The sequence below is a fragment of the Litchfieldia stipae genome (assembly GCF_014837155.1).
Taxonomy (GTDB): domain Bacteria; phylum Bacillota; class Bacilli; order Bacillales; family Bacillaceae_L; genus Litchfieldia.
This window is the reverse complement of sequence record NZ_JACYHA010000003.1, coordinates 204,696-223,572: the sequence shown is the minus strand read 5'-3', so window position 1 is coordinate 223,572 and position 18,877 is coordinate 204,696. Positions and strand designations below refer to the sequence as shown.

General features: G+C 35.8%; 20 protein-coding genes, 1 pseudogene and 1 other annotated feature. All 21 genes and pseudogenes read left to right on the top strand.

Annotated elements, in window-relative coordinates:
• Window positions 1–128: 128 nt before the first annotated feature.
• Window positions 129–920, top strand: coding sequence for a cell division protein FtsQ/DivIB (locus F7888_RS05245; protein ID WP_191777899.1), 792 nt, complete (start codon window positions 129–131; stop codon window positions 918–920).
• Window positions 904–1,611: a DUF881 domain-containing protein gene (locus F7888_RS05240; RefSeq protein ID WP_191777897.1), complete on the top strand. Its 708-nt coding sequence runs from the start codon at window positions 904–906 to the stop codon at window positions 1,609–1,611. Before F7888_RS05245 ends, F7888_RS05240 begins: the two co-directional genes overlap by 17 nt.
• Before the next feature lie 54 nt (window positions 1,612–1,665).
• Window positions 1,666–2,379 (top strand): DUF881 domain-containing protein, encoded by a 714-nt coding sequence (locus tag F7888_RS05235; protein WP_412095980.1) that lies wholly within the window; start codon window positions 1,666–1,668, stop codon window positions 2,377–2,379.
• 1 nt (window position 2,380) lies between these two features.
• A complete protein-coding gene (locus tag F7888_RS05230; protein WP_191777895.1) occupies window positions 2,381–2,743 on the top strand; it encodes a small basic family protein in 363 nt (120 codons plus the stop codon).
• Window positions 2,744–2,868: 125 nt separating this feature from the next.
• Window positions 2,869–4,158, top strand: a complete 1,290-nt coding sequence (ftsA, locus tag F7888_RS05225) for a cell division protein FtsA (protein WP_191777893.1) — start codon at window positions 2,869–2,871, stop codon at window positions 4,156–4,158.
• Window positions 4,159–4,202: 44 nt separating this feature from the next.
• On the top strand, window positions 4,203–5,348 hold the full coding sequence (gene ftsZ / locus F7888_RS05220; RefSeq protein WP_191777891.1) for a cell division protein FtsZ: 1,146 nt from the start codon (window positions 4,203–4,205) through the stop codon (window positions 5,346–5,348).
• A gap of 275 nt (window positions 5,349–5,623) precedes the next feature.
• On the top strand, window positions 5,624–6,550 hold the full coding sequence (gene spoIIGA / locus F7888_RS05215) for a sigma-E processing peptidase SpoIIGA (protein ID WP_191777889.1): 927 nt from the start codon (window positions 5,624–5,626) through the stop codon (window positions 6,548–6,550).
• A gap of 58 nt (window positions 6,551–6,608) precedes the next feature.
• The gene (gene sigE, locus F7888_RS05210; protein WP_191777886.1) at window positions 6,609–7,328 is read left to right on the top strand and encodes an RNA polymerase sporulation sigma factor SigE; all 720 of its coding nucleotides are present in this window, start codon (window positions 6,609–6,611) and stop codon (window positions 7,326–7,328) included.
• 156 nt (window positions 7,329–7,484) lie between these two features.
• Window positions 7,485–8,264 carry an RNA polymerase sporulation sigma factor SigG gene (gene sigG / locus F7888_RS05205; protein ID WP_191777884.1) on the top strand — a complete coding sequence of 260 codons (780 nt, stop codon included), beginning with the start codon at window positions 7,485–7,487 and terminating at the stop codon, window positions 8,262–8,264.
• Window positions 8,265–8,385: 121 nt separating this feature from the next.
• Complete coding sequence (locus tag F7888_RS05200) at window positions 8,386–8,643, top strand: YlmC/YmxH family sporulation protein (RefSeq protein WP_191777882.1); 258 nt, start codon at window positions 8,386–8,388, stop codon at window positions 8,641–8,643.
• 152 nt (window positions 8,644–8,795) lie between these two features.
• Window positions 8,796–9,629, top strand: a complete 834-nt coding sequence (gene pgeF, locus F7888_RS05195) for a peptidoglycan editing factor PgeF (RefSeq protein ID WP_191777880.1) — start codon at window positions 8,796–8,798, stop codon at window positions 9,627–9,629.
• A 7-nt stretch (window positions 9,630–9,636) separates the two neighbouring features.
• Window positions 9,637–10,311: a YggS family pyridoxal phosphate-dependent enzyme gene (locus tag F7888_RS05190; RefSeq protein ID WP_191777878.1), complete on the top strand. Its 675-nt coding sequence runs from the start codon at window positions 9,637–9,639 to the stop codon at window positions 10,309–10,311.
• A 16-nt stretch (window positions 10,312–10,327) separates the two neighbouring features.
• Window positions 10,328–10,774 carry a cell division protein SepF gene (locus F7888_RS05185; protein ID WP_191777876.1) on the top strand — a complete coding sequence of 149 codons (447 nt, stop codon included), beginning with the start codon at window positions 10,328–10,330 and terminating at the stop codon, window positions 10,772–10,774.
• 5 nt (window positions 10,775–10,779) lie between these two features.
• On the top strand, window positions 10,780–11,043 hold the full coding sequence (locus F7888_RS05180; protein ID WP_191777875.1) for a YggT family protein: 264 nt from the start codon (window positions 10,780–10,782) through the stop codon (window positions 11,041–11,043).
• Between the two features lie 66 nt (window positions 11,044–11,109).
• Window positions 11,110–11,883, top strand: a complete 774-nt coding sequence (locus tag F7888_RS05175; RefSeq protein ID WP_191777873.1) for a YlmH family RNA-binding protein — start codon at window positions 11,110–11,112, stop codon at window positions 11,881–11,883.
• 332 nt (window positions 11,884–12,215) lie between these two features.
• Window positions 12,216–12,716 carry a DivIVA domain-containing protein gene (locus F7888_RS05170; protein ID WP_191777870.1) on the top strand — a complete coding sequence of 167 codons (501 nt, stop codon included), beginning with the start codon at window positions 12,216–12,218 and terminating at the stop codon, window positions 12,714–12,716.
• Between the two features lie 68 nt (window positions 12,717–12,784).
• Window positions 12,785–13,005 (top strand) — a binding site (T-box leader).
• An 85-nt stretch (window positions 13,006–13,090) separates the two neighbouring features.
• A complete protein-coding gene (ileS, locus tag F7888_RS05165) occupies window positions 13,091–15,859 on the top strand; it encodes an isoleucine--tRNA ligase (protein WP_191777868.1) in 2,769 nt (922 codons plus the stop codon).
• A 214-nt stretch (window positions 15,860–16,073) separates the two neighbouring features.
• A pseudogene (locus tag F7888_RS05160) lies at window positions 16,074–16,373 on the top strand (TraR/DksA C4-type zinc finger protein); the annotation flags it as partial.
• Window positions 16,374–16,564: 191 nt separating this feature from the next.
• Window positions 16,565–17,032, top strand: a complete 468-nt coding sequence (lspA, locus tag F7888_RS05155) for a signal peptidase II (RefSeq protein ID WP_191777865.1) — start codon at window positions 16,565–16,567, stop codon at window positions 17,030–17,032.
• A complete protein-coding gene (locus F7888_RS05150) occupies window positions 17,029–17,937 on the top strand; it encodes an RluA family pseudouridine synthase (RefSeq protein WP_191777863.1) in 909 nt (302 codons plus the stop codon). Before lspA ends, F7888_RS05150 begins: the two co-directional genes overlap by 4 nt.
• Window positions 17,938–18,137: 200 nt before the next feature.
• Window positions 18,138–18,680: a bifunctional pyr operon transcriptional regulator/uracil phosphoribosyltransferase PyrR gene (gene pyrR / locus F7888_RS05145; protein ID WP_191777861.1), complete on the top strand. Its 543-nt coding sequence runs from the start codon at window positions 18,138–18,140 to the stop codon at window positions 18,678–18,680.
• The last annotated feature ends 197 nt before the right edge of the window (window positions 18,681–18,877 follow it).

Sequence of the window (18,877 nt, the reverse complement as noted above, 5' to 3'; positions counted from 1 at the left end):
GATAACCTTATTATCTAATTGTTTACTTGCCGCTTCTTCAATAATAGGACAACCTATACGAGATTGAAAATACCTAAAGAGATTTATGTATTCGAATTCCGACTTGCATCTAAAGTGGGGGATCAGAATTGGCCAATAAAGTTGTTACAATTGAAGACAGAATACCAAAGCTCAAACAAAAGAGAAAACAAAAAGCAAATCGAAGAATTATCATTACAATCTTTTGTTTTTTCTTTATGGTTATTTCTGTTACTTATCTACAATCTCCATTAAGTAAAGTTTCTACAATTACTGTTAACGGAAATCAGCATGTATCAAATGATGATCTGATTAAACTAAGTAGACTTTCAAATCAGACTAGCTTCTGGAAGATTAATAAAGCTGAAATTGCAGATAATGTAAGTCAACATGAGGAGATCAAATCAGCCTCTGTGAAAAGAAAACTACCTAATCATATCGTTATTGAAGTTGAAGAGCTTCAAAGAGTAGCTTATGTGCAAGAATCAGATAAATTATATCCGGTCTTAGAGAATGGAAAAACGCTCAAAGCTGTAAATGAGTTTGGACAAGCTATTGACGCTCCTCTATTAGTTAACTGGAATGACGGTAATATTGTTGAACTAGCAAGAGAATTGAATGAATTAACAGTAAGTGTTGCGAATTCGATATCAGAAATCCACCATACCCCTCAAGATTCAGACAATCAGCATGTAACGGTATTTATGAATAATGGTTATGAGGTCAGTGTTACGCTTAGAGGATTTGCTGAAAAAATGGAGGCATATCCAACCGTCATAAGTGAATTGGATCCTTCCCTAAAAGGAGTTATTCATTTAGATGTTGTTCCGTTCTTTAGAGAATACAAAACAACAGAAGATGAGTTAGAAGAGGGGGAGGTACCAAATGAAACTGAAGGGTAATCATGCTGTACTTGCATTTGTCTGTATTGTTCTCGGTTTTATGATTTCCTTCTCTTACCAATTCACAAAACAAGAAACCTCGCAAGGTAGATTGACTGATCGACAATGGAGTAAGGAAAATGAAATACGAACCAGTTTAATTGAACAAGAGGAAAGAAACATGGAGCTCCAAGAAGAATTAGCATCAAAGCAAGCTAGAGTTAGGGAAATTGAAGAGGAGCTTGCAAGGAAAGAACAAGAGCAAATCTACTTTAATTTAGTTGAGGATGTTGAAAAATACCGCATGTTTATTGGTGAAATTCCAGTAAAGGGACCAGGGGTTAAGGTCACGTTAGAGGATGCTTCCTATGTCCCATCTGGCGAGGATGTTAATAACTATTTAGTACATGAAAGTCACTTATTTAAAGTGATAAACGAGCTATATATATCTGGTGCTCAAGCGGTATCTGTCAATGGGAAGAGACTGACTCATAAATCATATTTGTATTGTAATGGTCCAGTCGTGATGGTAGATGGTAATCAATATCCAGCTCCATTTGTCATCTCAGCTATTGGTAACCCAGATGTATTAATTCCAGCCTTAAATATAAATGGTGGGATAAATGAACAATTAGTACAGGATAACATTGTGGTTACGATTGAAAATACAGAAGTAACAATGGAACCCTTGCTTCAAGCATCTAATGATTAATTAGAGAGAATGAAGGAGAGTTCCGCCCTTATACATAGAAAAAGGTGGTTTGGTTTGGGAAAACATATGAATATCAGTTTTTCAATCGTATTAGTTGTGATTGGATTCATGCTTGCTGTTCAGTTTCAAACTGTGAAAGAGCCTGTTGTTCGTGATACTCGTGATATGTGGGAATTAAGAGATGATTTGAAAAAGGCTCAAGAATTACATTCAGAGTTAATTAATGAGATTTATAAATATGAAGAAAAAATTGTGCAGTATAATTCGAATCGTAACGATGGCAAAGAAGAAGTCTTAAAAGCAACCCTAGAGGAATTAAAGGAAGCAGCGGGATTGACTGAAGTGAAGGGTCCAGGGATCATTTTGACTGTTGATCGTGCTTTTAATGAAATAGGGGTACCAAGCGAGGCAGTTTCTGCTGAAATTCTTCGAAGATTAATTAATGATCTTAATTCATATCAAGCTGAGGCAATAGCAATCGATAATCATAGAGTCATTAATACAACGGTTATCAGAGAAATACAAAGAACAACGAAAATCGATTCTTACTCAATTAGATCACTTCCATTTCAAATAAAAGTGATTGCACAAGATGCTGAGAAATTATATAACCGAATGAAAGCATCAGAAGCTGTAGATGAGTTCTTTGTTGAGAACTTAAAGCTATCAATATCGAAGCCCGTTGCTGAAGTGACTATTCCAGCATATGACGACCCGATAAGGATTAAAGATATGGAACCTGTTAAAACAGAAAAAGGTGGAAATTAAAATGTGGCTCCCTTTAATCGGACTATTAATAGGAATCATTCTGGGACTATCGTCTCAGTTTACAATACCTGAAGAATACTCGAACTATTTATCGATTGCCGTACTAGCTGCTCTTGATACATTGTTTGGTGGGATTCGCGCACATCTTCAAAATATCTATGATCAAGCAGTGTTTGTATCAGGATTTTTCTTTAACATCATTTTAGCTGCAAGTTTAGCTTTCCTAGGTGTTCATCTTGGTGTAGACTTGTATTTAGTAGCTGTATTTGCTTTTGGAGTAAGATTATTTCAAAACATTGCTGTTATTAGAAGAATTTTAATATCAAAATGGAGCTTATCTCGTAATAAAATAGAAAAAAATTGATTTAATTAAAAGGGTTAAGCACTCTATTTGTTGAATATTTTTCTTATGAATAAATTTACATTTATATTGTTGTTCTTCAAATTCCTAAACGAAGACCTGTTAATTGCAAAAGGAGGTGCCAAAGAATGAACAGCAATGAAATTTGTGTTAGTCTAGACATCGGTACATCCAGTGTTAAAGTAATCATTGGCGAAATGGTCAACGACTCTTTAAACATTATTGGGGTGGGGAATGTAAAATCAGAAGGCTTGAAAAAAGGTTCCATTGTAGATATAGATGAAACCGTTCATTCTATTAAAAAAGCAGTCGAACAAGCTGAAAGAATGGTTGGAATTCCAATCAACCAGGTTGTAGTAAGTATTCCAGCTAATCAAGTACAGCTTCAAGATTGTCATGGTGTTGTGGCTGTATCAAGTGAAAACAGACAGAATAGGGAAATTAGTATTGATGATGTAACCAGAGTGATAGAAGCAGCTCAATTTGTATCAATTCCTCCTGAAAGAGAAATCATTGATGTCATACCAAAGCAATTTATCGTCGATGGCTATGATGAGATTAATGATCCAAGAGGAATGCTAGGAGTACGATTAGAAGTCGAAGGTACGATTATCACTACTTCTAGAACGATCTTACATAATTTACTTCGATGTGTTGAAAGAGCAGGGCTTGATATAGTTGCTATTTGTCTTCAACCATTAGCCGCTGGCTCGATCACACTTTCTGAAGATGAAAAGAATCTTGGCGTTGGACTTATTGATATTGGTGGAGGCTCAACCAGTATTGCTCTTTTCGAGGACGGACACTTAAAAACGACAAGTGTTTTACCAATCGGTGGCGATCACATCACAAAGGATCTATCCATAGGTTTGAGGACCTCTACTGAGGATGCTGAAAAAATCAAAATTAAGCATGGACATGCTTTTTATGATTTAGCTTCAGAGGATGAGGTGTTTAGTGTACCGATTATTGGTAGTGATCAACATCAACAATTTACTCAATTAGAAATATCAGATATTATAGAAGCAAGGCTAGAAGAAATTTTTGATCTTGTTCAAAACGAGGTCAGAAAACTAGGTGCTAATGATTTACCAGGAGGATATGTGTTAACTGGTGGTGTCGTTAATATGCCTGGAGTATTAGAGTTAGCTCAAGCTGTTTTGCAAAATAATATTCGAATCGCAAAGCCAGACTATATTGGGGTAAGAGAACCGCAATTTTCAACGGGTGTAGGTCTTATACAATTCGCATATGAGCATGCTAAGATTCAGGGCCGTGAAATCAGTTCTACTGTGCCAGTAGAGCATACTGAAAAAAGAGTACCAAAACAACAGCAACAAGTAAAAAACAAACAAATTGAACCTGAACAAAAAATAGGAAAAAAAGTAAAGAAATTCTTTGGTTACTTCTTTGAATAAGAAGTTATAAGAGAAGTATTTATGGAGAATTAGGAGGACCTAGGATGTTGGAGTTTGATACCAATCTTGATCAATTAGCAACTATAAAAGTAATTGGTGTTGGTGGCGGAGGAAACAACGCTGTCAATCGAATGATAGAACATGGTGTTCAAGGTGTTGATTTCTTAGCAGTTAACACAGACGCTCAAGCCCTAAATTTATCAAAAGCAGAAACTAAGATGCAAATTGGTGGAAAGCTAACTAGAGGTTTAGGTGCAGGTGCAAATCCAGAAGTTGGAAAGAAAGCTGCAGAAGAAAGTAAGGAACAAATTGAAGAAGCTCTAAGAGGAGCTGATATGGTATTCGTTACAGCTGGAATGGGCGGAGGTACTGGTACAGGTGCTGCGCCAGTTATTGCTCAGATTGCCAGAGATTTAGGAGCATTAACAGTAGGTGTAGTAACTAGACCATTCACTTTTGAAGGGCGTAAACGTGCTGGACAAGCTTCAGGCGGAATTGCTGCTATGAAGGAAGCTGTTGACACGCTTATTGTCATTCCAAATGATCGTTTATTAGAAATTGTCGATAAAAATACTCCAATGTTAGAAGCATTCCGCGAAGCGGATAATGTGTTAAGACAAGGTGTTCAAGGTATTTCAGATTTAATTGCTGTACCTGGTTTAATTAACCTTGATTTCGCTGATGTGAAGACAATCATGTCTAACAAAGGTTCTGCATTAATGGGGATTGGTGTTGCAACTGGTGAGAACCGTGCGGCTGAAGCTGCTAAGAAAGCAATCTCAAGTCCATTATTAGAAACGTCAATTGATGGAGCTCAAGGTGTTCTAATGAACATCACTGGTGGAACAAATCTAAGCTTGTATGAAGTTCAAGAAGCAGCTGATATTGTGGCAACGGCGTCTGATCAAGAAGTGAATATGATTTTTGGTTCTGTAATTAACGATAACCTAAAGGATGAAATTGTCGTTACTGTTATTGCAACTGGATTTAACGAAGCTGAAGTAAGTCAACCGAAGCCTTCTTCACGTCCTTCATTCCAAACACAAAAGCCAACACCTGTGAAAAGAGAGACTAAGCGTGAAGAGCCTGTTGTTGGGCAACCAGAACAAGCAAATCCGCGAGGGAATCAATCAAATGAAGAGGCATTAGATATCCCAACATTCTTGAGAAATCGAAATCGCCGTAGATAATTATAAATAAGTGTCAAGAGCTACCTATTAAATGGTGGCTCTTGACACTTTTTTATTTTCTGCATTTCACTATATTTATAGTTTTCCTAGAGCAGAATGAAGACTTGAATTACCCCTTCTTCCAAATTTCTACGATACACTGACAAAAAACGAAGGAATCTCTTAAAATTTCTTCACTATTATCGGCATGAAATGACAGACTTCCTTATAAGATGTACTATATACTAATTTTTAATAAGGTACTTTGCTTAGATTTGCGTGAAAGGAGTACACGTTTGTATATCTATTTAGATATTATATGGTTGTTAAACTTTCTGTTTGATTTTATGTTATTGCTCTTAACAGCAATTATCTTAAAAAGAAAGATCGTGAAGTGGAGGATATTCCTAGCTGCATTGTTAGGGTCAACGATTGTGTTATTGATGTTTATGCCAATTCAGTCACTAGCATCACATCCAATTGTTAAGATTTTATTTTCATGCCTTATTATTTTGACAGCGTTTGGCTATAAAAAATTTCGTTATTTTTTTCAGGGGTTGCTCACCTTTTATTTCACAACATTCATGATTGGAGGTGGAATGATAGGTGTCCACTATTTCTTTGAATATGAGGTTAGTATTACGAATAATGTAATGGCTACCTCTACTACTGGCTTTGGGGATCCAATTAGTTGGTTATTTGTATTTATAGGTTTCCCATTAGCATGGTATTTCTCTAAACAACAAATCGATCATATTGAAACGAAAAAAATTCATTATGATCAAATAGTGACCGTGGAAGTCAGCATCGACCACATATCATTTTCTCTCAAAGGGTTAATAGATAGTGGAAACCAACTCTATGATCCAATAAGTAAAAGTCCGGTGATGATCTTAGATACTAAAAAAATCGAACATATATTACCGAAAAGTATTTTAGAGCAGTCAAAGAATCTAGATTCCTTAGGAACCAATACAACAGAGGAATCACATCCGTGGGAAAGTAGAATTCGACTAGTTCCATATCGTGCAGTAGGTCAAGACCATCAGTTCCTATTAGCTTTAAAGCCTGATGAAATTACTCTGTATTATAATAACGAGAAAATAAGAGTCAAAAAAGCACTTGTAGCCTTAAATCATACAACTCTGTCATCTGTGGATGAGTACCAATGTATCGTTCATCCTAAAATGCTCATTACATCCTCAGTACAACCAGCATCTTAAATCATATTGCTAATACTATCTTACTCACAATTTTACAAAATAGAAGGGAGAACATGCAGTGACAAAACTAAAACTTCGTTTAACATATATGTGGTATAAATTGTTAATCAAATTAGGGATAAAAACAGATGAAATTTATTATATAGGCGGTAGTGAAGCATTGCCTCCCCCATTATCAAAAGAAGAGGAAGAGGTTTTACTTCAGAAGCTACCAAATGGTGATAAGGCTGCAAGATCGATTTTAATTGAACGTAACTTGAGATTGGTTGTATATATTGCGAGAAAATTTGAGAATACAGGTATTAATATTGAAGATTTAATTAGTATCGGTACGATAGGATTAATAAAAGCAGTAAATACATTTAATCCTGAAAAGAAAATTAAATTAGCTACATATGCATCAAGATGTATTGAAAATGAAATCCTTATGTACTTAAGACGAAATAACAAGATCCGTTCCGAGGTGTCTTTCGATGAGCCGCTAAATATAGATTGGGATGGTAACGAATTATTATTATCAGATGTACTTGGCACAGATGAGGATATTATTACAAAGGATCTTGAGGCAAATGTAGATCGGAAATTATTAATTAAAGCACTTCATCAATTAAATGACCGAGAAAAGCAAATCATGGAGCTACGATTTGGTTTAATTGGTGGAGAGGAAAAAACCCAAAAGGATGTTGCAGATATGCTTGGGATTTCTCAATCCTATATATCTAGATTAGAAAAAAGAATTATAAAAAGACTAAGAAAAGAATTTAATAAAATGGTGTAAATCGTTATTGTTATATTGGGATTTCTGATATATTGATCACTTATAGACACTGCATTTTCAAATTTTGAGGATGAAAAGAAAGAACAATCGTGCATATTTTTCCCACCTAAGGAGATACTTAACTTTGTACAGCAACTCCTGTTAGGAGGGAAAGAATTGACTCGAAATAAAGTAGAAATATGCGGTGTAGATACATCAAAACTCCCAGTACTTAAGAATGAAGAAATGCGTAAGCTTTTTAGACAAATCCAAAGCGGTGATTTGTCTGCCAGAGAAAAACTAGTTAATGGTAATTTAAGACTAGTACTTAGTGTGATTCAGCGTTTTAATAACAGAGGAGAATATGTTGATGACCTGTTTCAGGTAGGATGTATTGGCCTAATGAAATCTATTGATAATTTCGATTTGAGCCAAAACGTTAAATTTTCAACATACGCTGTACCAATGATTATTGGGGAAATAAGACGTTATCTTCGTGATAACAATCCAATTAGGGTCTCACGTTCACTAAGAGACATTGCTTATAAAGCATTGCAGGTGAGAGAGCGTCTAATGAGTGAGACAAGCAGAGAACCAACTGCTGAAGAAATTTCAAAGGTTCTAGAGGTTCCACACGAAGAAATTGTATTTGCACTTGATGCAATCCAAGATCCAGTTTCATTATTTGAACCGATTTATAATGATGGTGGAGATCCTATTTATGTGATGGACCAATTAAGTGATGAAAGAAATCGAGATATAAATTGGATCGAGGAAATCGCCTTGAAAGAAGGAATGAGAAGGCTAAATGAACGAGAGAAGCTAATTTTAAGAAAGCGTTTCTTCCAAGGGAAGACACAAATGGAAGTGGCAGAAGAAATTGGGATCTCTCAGGCCCAGGTTTCACGACTTGAAAAGGCTGCGATTCGACAAATGAATAAGAACATCCAAAATTAAAAGAGACTATCTACAGTCTCTTTTTTAATATGAATTGATATTTATCGAAGTTTTGTTCATGAATTCATAGTACAACATCATATATTGAAGATAAGAAAAAAGTTGAGGGGTAGGAGAGACGATGGTATATATTTCAGAATTGCAGGCCAAAGATGTGGTTAGTGTATCTGATGGGAAACGATTAGGGAATATTGGGGATATCGATATTAATTTATCAACTGGAAAGATTGAGGCCATCATTATTTCAGGCTCAGGTAAGGTGTTGGGCTTTTTTGGGAAGGATGAAGAGGTTTCAATTCCATGGAATCATATTATGAAGATAGGTACGGATGTCATTTTAGTAAAGTATCCACAAGCGCCTCAAGCTTTAATAGAGTAACGCACTTATTTTGACATTTTTCAATTTATTCCCCCTCTAATTAGATAAATTATGATAAAATAAGCAGATAAGAACCGAGAAAATTGTTCCTTTTTAAGGATATTTAGGTAACTTAATCGAAAGTTTTCTATTAAGAGCAAAGGGAGTTTACTATGCAAAGTGATCCATATAAAAGTAGTTCTCGGAATACATTCTTACAATTGAATGATTTTAATAGCTTAAGCAATGATGATACAATTATAGCAGGGTTTTCAACTAAAAATGGTGGTTTTAGTAAGGATGGCTTTTCCACTTTAAATCTCGGTTTTCATGTGTTTGATGACGAAGAGTTAGTCAAACAGAACAGGAGATTATTAGGTGAACATCTGGGTATTCAGGCAGATAAATGGGTAGGATGTGAACAAGTTCACGAGGCGGCTGTTGTTAAAGTGACGAAGGAGATGTGCGGGCGTGGAGCATTGAATTATAAAGATGCCATTCCAAGAACAGATGCGATTTACACAACCGAGAAGGATTTGCTGCTAACACTTTGCTATGCAGATTGTGTGCCATTATATTTCTATGATCCTACTAGTGGGATGATAGGAATTGCACATGCTGGGTGGAAGGGAACAGTAAATGACATCGCTGGTGAGATGGTCAGAACATGGGTCCAAAATGAAGGTGTGAATCCTCATAATATTTATGCAAGCATTGGACCTGCTATTGATCAGTGTTGTTATATCGTTGATGATGCTGTCATAAATGCGATTAAAGATTTGGAAATCAATCATACCGGCGTGTTTAAGGAGGTAAGAACTGGTCAATACCAGCTTAACTTAAAATACCTGAATGAATTACTTATGATAGAAGCTGGAATTCCAAAGGAGCAAATCAGTGTTTCTTCCTACTGTACAAGTTGTGAGACTGGACTCTTCTTCTCACATCGACGAGACAAAGGGAAAACAGGAAGAATGTTAAGCTATATAGGTCGTAAGGAGGTTTGAACAGAAAGTGAATGTTGCAGAGAATCTAGCAGCGATAGAACAACAAATATCTCAATCATGTAAAGCCGTTGATAGGAATCCACAAGATGTCAAAGTGATTGCTGTAACTAAATATGTGAGTATTGCAACTGCTGAAGAAGCATATCATGCTGGGGTAACACATCTTGGTGAAAACAGAGAAGAAGGTTTAAATGAGAAGTGGTCTTACTTTGGCGAGAAATTTACATGGCATTTCATCGGATCTCTTCAAACCAAAAAAGTTAAGAAAATCATTGATAAGGTGGATTATATCCATTCATTAGATCGACTATCACTTGCTGAGGAAATTCAAAAACGAGCATCACAAAAAATAAAATGCTTTGTACAATTAAATGTATCAGGTGAAGAGTCTAAACATGGGATTCATCCAGATGAATTACAATCATTCATACAAAATCTCGAAGCGTATCCTTTGATTGAAATTGTAGGATTAATGACGATGGCTCCATTTACTGAGGATAGGGATCTGATTCGAGCTTGCTTTCATAAATTGAAAGTATTACAGCAGGAAGTACAAGCATTACAATTAGCTTATGCACCATGTCAGGAGCTTTCAATGGGGATGTCAAATGACTATGATATTGCAGTAGAAGAGGGAGCAACGTTTATTCGTATAGGAACATCACTAGTTGGTAACAAATGAAGAGGAGGGAATAACAATGGGGATAAAAACTAAATTTAAGAGTTTTTTTGCTTTAGATGATGAATATGAATATGAAGAACAAGAACAGTACGATGTGGATGAAATTGAACCACCTGCTCCTACTACAAGATCAGTTAAACATAATAAACAGAATGTAGTAAGCTTACAAAGTGTTCAAAAATCATCAAAAATGGTATTATTTGAACCAAGGGTATATGCTGAAGCCCAAGAAATAGCGGACCATCTAAAAAATCGTCGAGCAGTTGTTGTGAATTTACAGCGAATTCAACATGATCAGGCGAAGAGAATTGTAGATTTTTTAAGTGGGACAGTCTATGCTATAGGCGGAGACATCCAACGAATTGGCTCTAACATATTCTTATGTACACCAGATAATATTGATGTGTCAGGTAATATTTCAGAGGTTTTTGCAGAGGAAGAGTATACAGATAAGAGGTGGTAGTGTTAATGGATTTGATTTTTGGAATATTGATAAGTCTCCTGAATGTTTATTCTTACGCGTTAATTGCATATATTTTGATGTCTTGGTTTCCTAACGCGCGTGAATCAAGTATTGGACAGTTTCTTGCTAGAATTTGTGAACCATATTTAGAACCTTTTCGAAGAATCATACCACCACTCGGGATGATTGATATTTCCCCAATCGTGGGTATATTAGTCCTGAATTTCGCAGGTATGGGATTAAGCGCCCTATCTAGAATGTTTACATAGGCTAACAAAGGGATCCGAAAAAGGTTCCCTTTTTATCTGGACTTATAATTGAAATGGATTGATTTGATGGACATTTATCAGCATTTTCGAAAAGAGGAACATGCTTTTATTGATAAGGTACTTGAATGGAAAACAGCAGTAGAATTTGAATATAGTCCTAAGCTTTCAGATTTTCTTGATCCTAGAGAACAAGAAATCGTCAAATTAATTGTTGGTGAGCAATCAGACGTTTTAATGAAAGCATTTGGAGGTAGTCCTACTTCCGAGAGAAAAAGAGTTTTAATTTATCCTTCGTATTTGACACCTACAGAAGAAGATTTCCAGCTTTCGTTGTATCAATTGGTGTATCCTTCAAAATTTGTTACGATTGAACATCGGCAAATACTAGGTTCTTTGATGTCAATTGGATTAAAACGATCTAAGTATGGTGATATTCTGATAGTTGATGATCTTATCCAAATTATTGTTTCAAAAGAAGTGGACACTTTTATTGAATTAAATTTACAGTCTATTGGGAGAGCAACCGTATCTCTTAAGAAACGACCGTTGTCAGAAATAATACAACAAAAAGAAGAATGGGCTGAACAAGTCTTATCACTTTCCTCTCTTCGCTTAGATGTTGTGATTTCTTCTGCGTTCCAAATTTCTAGGCAAAAAGCTCAAAGCATTATACAAAATGGACAAGCTAAGCTCAATTGGAAAATTGTTGAAAACACAGCTTTCGAATGCAAAGAAGGAGATATCATTTCTGTTAGAGGGTTCGGTAGATTGAAGCTTATATCGAACGAAGGGAAATCAAAAAAAGATAAATTTAGATTCACTGTAGGAAAACAAAAATAAATTTGGTTTTTTTGCAGGATTTAGGGCGATTCTGTCGAATTGTATAATTCAAACACACAAATATAAATAACTTATAGTTAAAGGCTGTTTTCTCAAAGTTTGTTGTTTTTTGAGGTGAATTAATTGAGAATAGATTTCTAGCAGAATGAATACACGGAGACTCCCGTGGGACTAGTAGGCTCCCACAGGACGCGGAGTGTATTCAGGCTGCGGTATCAAAAGCAACAATATATACGAAAACAGCCTAGTTAGAATATGAACTTGATTTGTGAATTAAAGCAACAATCTATCTAAACACAGCGACAATAAAATACTAACTGGAGGTGGCTTTTGTGCCTTTAACGCCATTAGACATTCATAACAAAGAGTTTACAAAAGGTTTTCGTGGATATGATGAAGATGAGGTAAATGAATTTCTTGATCAAGTCATCAAAGACTATGAAATGGTCATTCGTGAAAAGAAAGAGCTTGAAAATAAACTATTAGAACAAAATGAAAGACTTGGCCATTTTACAAATATTGAAGAAACATTACATAAATCAATTGTCATAGCTCAAGAGACAGCTGAGGAAGTAAAGCGCAATGCTCAGAAGGAAGCGAAATTAATTATTAAAGAAGCCGAAAAGAATGCTGATCGAATTATTAATGAATCGCTAGCTAAATCTAGAAAAATAGCGATAGAAATTGAAGAATTGAAAAAGCAATCTAAAGTATTTAGAAATCGTTTTAAAATGCTAATTGAAGCTCAATTAGACATGCTTGAAACAGATGACTGGGATCACTTAATGGAATACAATGTTGAGCCTGTTTTGGCAGAAGCAGAAGAAAAATAAGTAACTAGCCTTGACTAAAGACTTTAACTCACATATAATTTTGTAACGATAAATATATTTAAATAACCAAAATGACATTGATAGGGACAGTAATTATTATCAATACTTATTTTAGCGATTCGAGAATGGTGGGAGCTCGATATAAGTGATAGTAATGAAAATCACCCTTGAGTTCCGTGCTGAACGATTTCAGTAAGCATAGGCGAATACATTCTCGTTACGAATGATTAAGTGGACTATTATTTAGTCTATTAGGGTGGTACCGCGGGAAAACCTTCTCGTCCCTTTTGGGATGAGAAGGTTTTTTTGTGTTATTTTATCGTTCTAAATATGGTTATATTGGAAAAGATAGTGATGAAATGAGGAGGATAACAATGGATTACAAAGACACGTTATTAATGCCAAAAACGGAATTCCCGATGCGTGGCAATTTGCCAAATCGTGAACCACAGCTTCAAGAAAAATGGAATGAAATGAACATCTATCAAAAGGTGCAGGAACGCACGAAAGATCGTCCACTGTTCATTCTACACGATGGCCCTCCATATGCGAATGGAGATATTCACATGGGTCATGCGTTAAACAAAATTTTGAAGGATATCATCGTCCGATTTAAATCAATGGACGGGTATAATGCTCCGTATGTTCCAGGTTGGGATACACATGGTTTACCAATCGAAACGGCATTAACGAAAAATAAAAAGGTGAACCGAAAGGCAATGAGTGTTGCCGAATTCCGTAAGCTTTGTGAAGAATATGCATATGAACAAATTAACAATCAAAGAGAACAGTTTAAGCGTTTAGGTGTTAGAGGTGATTGGGAGAATCCATATATTACATTAAAGCCTGAATATGAAGCACAGCAAATTAAAGTATTTGGTGAGATGGCTAAGAAGGGCTATATCTATAAAGGGAAAAAGCCAGTATATTGGTCACCATCAAGTGAGTCTGCACTTGCTGAAGCTGAAATTGAATATCAGGATAAGCGTTCTGCTTCAATCTACGTTGCATTTGATGTGAAAGATGGTAAGGGTGTACTAGAAGGTGATGAGAAGTTCATCATCTGGACTACAACACCTTGGACAATTCCTGCAAACTTAGGTATTAGTCTTCATCCCGATCTTGATTACAGTGTAGTATCTGTTGAGGGAACGAAATATATTGTTGCAACACAATTAGTTGAATCAGTAACTAAGGAACTTGATTGGAATGAACCAACGACAGTTAAGACAATCAAGGGGAGCGAGCTAGATCAAATCGTTGCAGTTCATCCATTATATAAACGTGAGTCATTAGTGATGAACGGAGAACATGTTACAACTGATGCTGGTACAGGTTGTGTTCATACAGCACCAGGCCATGGTGAGGATGACTTCATTGTTGGACAAAAATATGGTCTAGACGTATTATGCCCAGTTGATGAAAAAGGGTATATGACAAATGAAGCTGTTGGGTTTGAAGGGCTATTCTACGATGAAGCAAATAAGCCAATTGTAGCAAAGTTACAAGAAGTAGGTGCTTTATTAAAGTTAGCCTTTATTACTCACTCTTATCCACATGACTGGAGAACGAAGAAACCAACCATTTTCAGAGCAACTGCTCAATGGTTTGCATCGATTAAAGATTTCCGCAATGAATTAATGGATGCTGTTAAAGAAACAAAATGGGTACCAGCATGGGGTGAAACTCGTCTATATAACATGGTAAGAGATCGTGGAGATTGGTGTATTTCACGTCAACGTGCATGGGGTGTTCCAATTCCTGTATTCTATGGCGAAAATGGAGAACCAATTATTACTGACGAAACAATCGATCATGTATCACATTTATTTAGACAGCATGGGTCAAATATTTGGTTTGAAAAAGAAGCTATTGACTTATTACCAGAAGGATTTAAGCATGAGTCAAGTCCTAATGGAAAGTTCACAAAAGAAACCGATATTATGGATGTTTGGTTTGATTCTGGTTCGTCTCATCAAGCCGTTTTACTTGAAAGAGATGATTTGCAAAGACCAGCTGACCTTTATTTAGAAGGTTCTGACCAATACCGTGGATGGTTTAACTCATCTCTATCAACTGCAGTTGCTGTAACTGGTAAAGCACCATATAAAGGTGTTCTAAGCCATGGATTTGCTTTAGATGGAGAAGGAAGAAAGATGAGTAAATCTATTGGTAATGTTGTCATTCCTGCAAAAGTTATGAACCAGCTTGGTGCTGACATTCTTCGCTTATGGGTAGCATCTGTTGATTATCAATCTGATGTGCGCGTATCTGATAATATCCTAAAGCAAGTAGCTGAAGTATATCGCAAAATTAGAAATACATTCCGCTTCTTGCTAGGAAACTTAGCTGACTTTGATCCAGTTAAAGACAGTGTTGCATATGACAACTTAAGAGAAGTAGATCAATATATGCTTGTGAAATTAAATAAATTAATTGATAAAGTGAAGCTTTCATATAACCAATATGAATTTGCAGCAATCTATCACAATGTACACAATTTCTGTACGATTGAGCTAAGTTCATTCTATTTAGATTTTGCAAAAGATGTCCTTTATATTGAAGCTTCATCAAACGAAGAGCGTAGAGCGATTCAAACTGTTTTATATGAGTCATTAATTACGCTAACTAAGCTAGTGGCTCCAATTCTTCCACATACTGCTGATGAAGTATGGAATTATATTGACTCTGTAGAAGAAGAAAGTGTTCAATTAGTTGATATGCCAGAATCAAAGCAATTTAACAATGCTGATTCATTAGAAGAGAAATGGGATGCATTCATGGAGCTAAGAGATGATGTATTGAAAGCTCTCGAAGTTGCACGTAATGAAAAAGTCATTGGAAAATCTTTATCAGCACAAATCGAATTGTATCCAAACGAAAAAGCAAAGGCGCTTTTAGACTCTGTTTCAGAAAATCTTGCGCAATTATTTATCGTTTCAGGATTTAAGATTGCAGGAGCTTATCAGGATGCTCCAGAGCAAGCAAAGGAATTTGAACAAGTTAAGATTGTTGTAACACCTGCTGAAGGGGAAACATGTGATCGTTGTTGGGTTGTTTCAACAACAGTAGGCCAAGACCAATCACACCCAACATTATGCTCACGCTGTGCTGAAGTAGTTACTGAAAGCTACTCTGTATAATAAGAAGAAGGAATGGGACTTTTGTTTCCATTCCTTCTTTTTTATGGATAATCAGACTCGTACTCAGTCACAATACGCATTACTTCTGCGTATTGTATCAATAAGGAATGCATTATACAGGAAAAAGTTGTAGGCTTTTTTTAATTTGTTTTCGGATACACTATCACTACTACCTAATAAGCATTAATCAAAAGCATGACAAGGAGGCGTTCAAATGAACGATCAATATGCAGAGATTAAAGCAGAGTTAGAGTTAACAAGAAAAGAATTACGACAAAGGTTATCCAGTACAACAGATATGGAAGCTAGCTATGAAATGCTTTTCGAAAATCCAATAAATGAAAAAGAAAAAATGGTTCTTCACCATATAAAGGAAGATTTACAAGATGTTGAACGAGCATTAGGAAAACTTAAATATGGATCGTATGGTATATGCGAAGAAACAGGAAAACATATCCCAGTTGATAAGCTAAAGATTATTCCTACAGCAAGAACCCTTTATGATTTTTCATTTAGTGATTTATTTGAAAAGCGTCAATTTTCCTCATCAATCCATTCAACAAATTCCACAAAGGTATCTGCACAATAACAGAAGTGAGAAAAATCACTTCTGTTTATTTTTGCGGTTTTTAGAATGCATTTTACCGATATCGTTTATTATGCTAAAATCAGTTAGAGCATGTACTAGTTGAGAGGGGTATAGTTGTGATTTATTACGCAATAGCATTTATCATCATTTTGGCAGACCAGCTGTCCAAATGGGCAATTGTCCGTTATATGGAATTAGGAGAGCGCATTCCAATCATTAATGAGTTCTTATACATAACATCACATCGAAATAGAGGAGCAGCTTGGGGAATATTACAAGGTCAAATGTGGTTTTTCTATATTATAACAGCCATTGTAGTTGTTATTCTTGTCATTTATATTAAGAACCTTAAACCTCAGCAGAAGATGTTTGGTATTGCACTAGGTTTAATGCTAGGTGGAGCAATTGGTAATTTTATTGACCGTATTTTTCGTAAGGAAGTAGTAGATTTTATAGATGTACTGATTTTTTCTTATGATTTCCCGATTTTCAATATTGCCGATTCGGCTTTAGTAATTGGTGTAGGCTTTATATTTGTATTAACCTTGCTTGAAGGGAAAGAGGATAAGGAGAACGTTAAATGAGTGATAATATAATTTTGGTTGAAAATGAAGAGCAAAATGACAGAATTGATAAAGTTATTTCGATGCAAAATAGTGAATGGTCAAGAAGTCAGGTTCAGCAATGGATCAAAGAGGGACATGTCACTGTGAATGGTCAAAGGGTAAAATCTAATTATAAAAGCACGCCAGGTGACAAAATTGAAATTAGCTTACCAGAACCAGAGTTACTTGATGTTGTTCCAGAGGAAATGAATTTGGAAATTTTCTATGAGGACGCAGATGTTCTTGTAGTAAATAAACCTAAAGGGATGGTTGTTCACCCAGCACCAGGTCATTACACAGGTACCTTAGTCAATGGTCTAATGGCCCATTGTACGGATTTATCAGGGATTAATGGAGTATTAAGACCAGGGATCGTCCACCGTATTGATAAGGATACCTCTGGCTTATTGATGGTTGCCAAAAATGATATGGCTCATGAATCTTTAGTACAACAACTTGTTGATAAAACAGTCACTCGAAAATATAAAGCGATTGTCCATGGGACAATTCCTCATGACCAAGGTACGATTGATGCTCCAATTGGGCGAGACAAGCGTGATAGACAAAGCATGACTGTAACTGATGAAAATAGTAAAGAAGCTGTTACCCATTTTAATGTTCTAGAAAAACTGAAGGATTTTACTTATATTGAATGCCAATTAGAAACAGGTAGAACACATCAAATACGTGTTCATATGAAATATATTGGCTATCCTCTAGCTGGCGATCCGAAATATGGACCCAAAAAGACATTAGATATTGGTGGGCAGGCTTTGCATGCTGGGATATTAGGTTTTATCCACCCACGCACGAAAGAATACCTTGAATTTGAAGCACCACTCCCTTCTGAGTTTGAGGAATTATTGGACAAGTTAAAAATCTAATTGACAAAATTCGATCATTAGATTATGATTAAAACAGTTAAAAAAGAACCTTTAATGAACAGTCCCGAGAGGCTGAGAAGGGAACGGATAAATAATGAAGGATAGGTTAACTATGTCTTCATTTCCAAAACCCCTCTGCCCTTCGCAAGAGGGGTTTTTGTGTACAACAGATAGAAAAGTCACACTAATGAGGTGAAGAAATGGTTGAGAAAGCAATTGTTCTAGATAACCAAGCAATAAGAAGAGCACTTACTCGCATTGCACATGAGATTATCGAAAGAAATAAAGGGATTGAAGATAGTATTCTTGTCGGGATTAAAACAAGAGGCATCCATCTTGCTAATCGTATAGCTGAAAGAATATATCAAATTGAAGGTAAGCATATACTAGTTGGAGAATTGGATATAACATTATATCGAGATGACCTAACAAAGAAGACTGCAGACCTTGAGCCAGAAGTAAAGGGTTCAGACATCCCTTTTGATATCACAAATAAAAAGGTCATTCTAGTTGATGATGTTCTATTCACAGGCCGAACAGTTCGTGCTGCAATGGATGCTCTAGTGGATATTGGCAGACCAGCGCAAATCCAATTAGCTGTCTTAGTAGACCGTGGCCACCGTGAATTACCAATTAGAGCTGATTTTGTTGGTAAGAACATTCCAACAGCAAGCTCAGAAAATATCGTGGTTGAGCTAGTTGAACAAGATCAAGTAGACCAAGTAAGTATACATGAAAAATAAACAACACTCTTTAATGTAGTCCTGAGAGGCTATCAAAGTGTGCGACTGTTTTCCACTCGTATGTGGAAAGGGATTGCCTCTTTGTGCCTTCAATGGATACAAAGAGGCTTTATTTTTGGATTTATATTCAAAAGTTAGATTTCTACCTACGTCTAGATAAGCAACATTTAAATTAAATAGTTAGCCTTTTAAAAAAG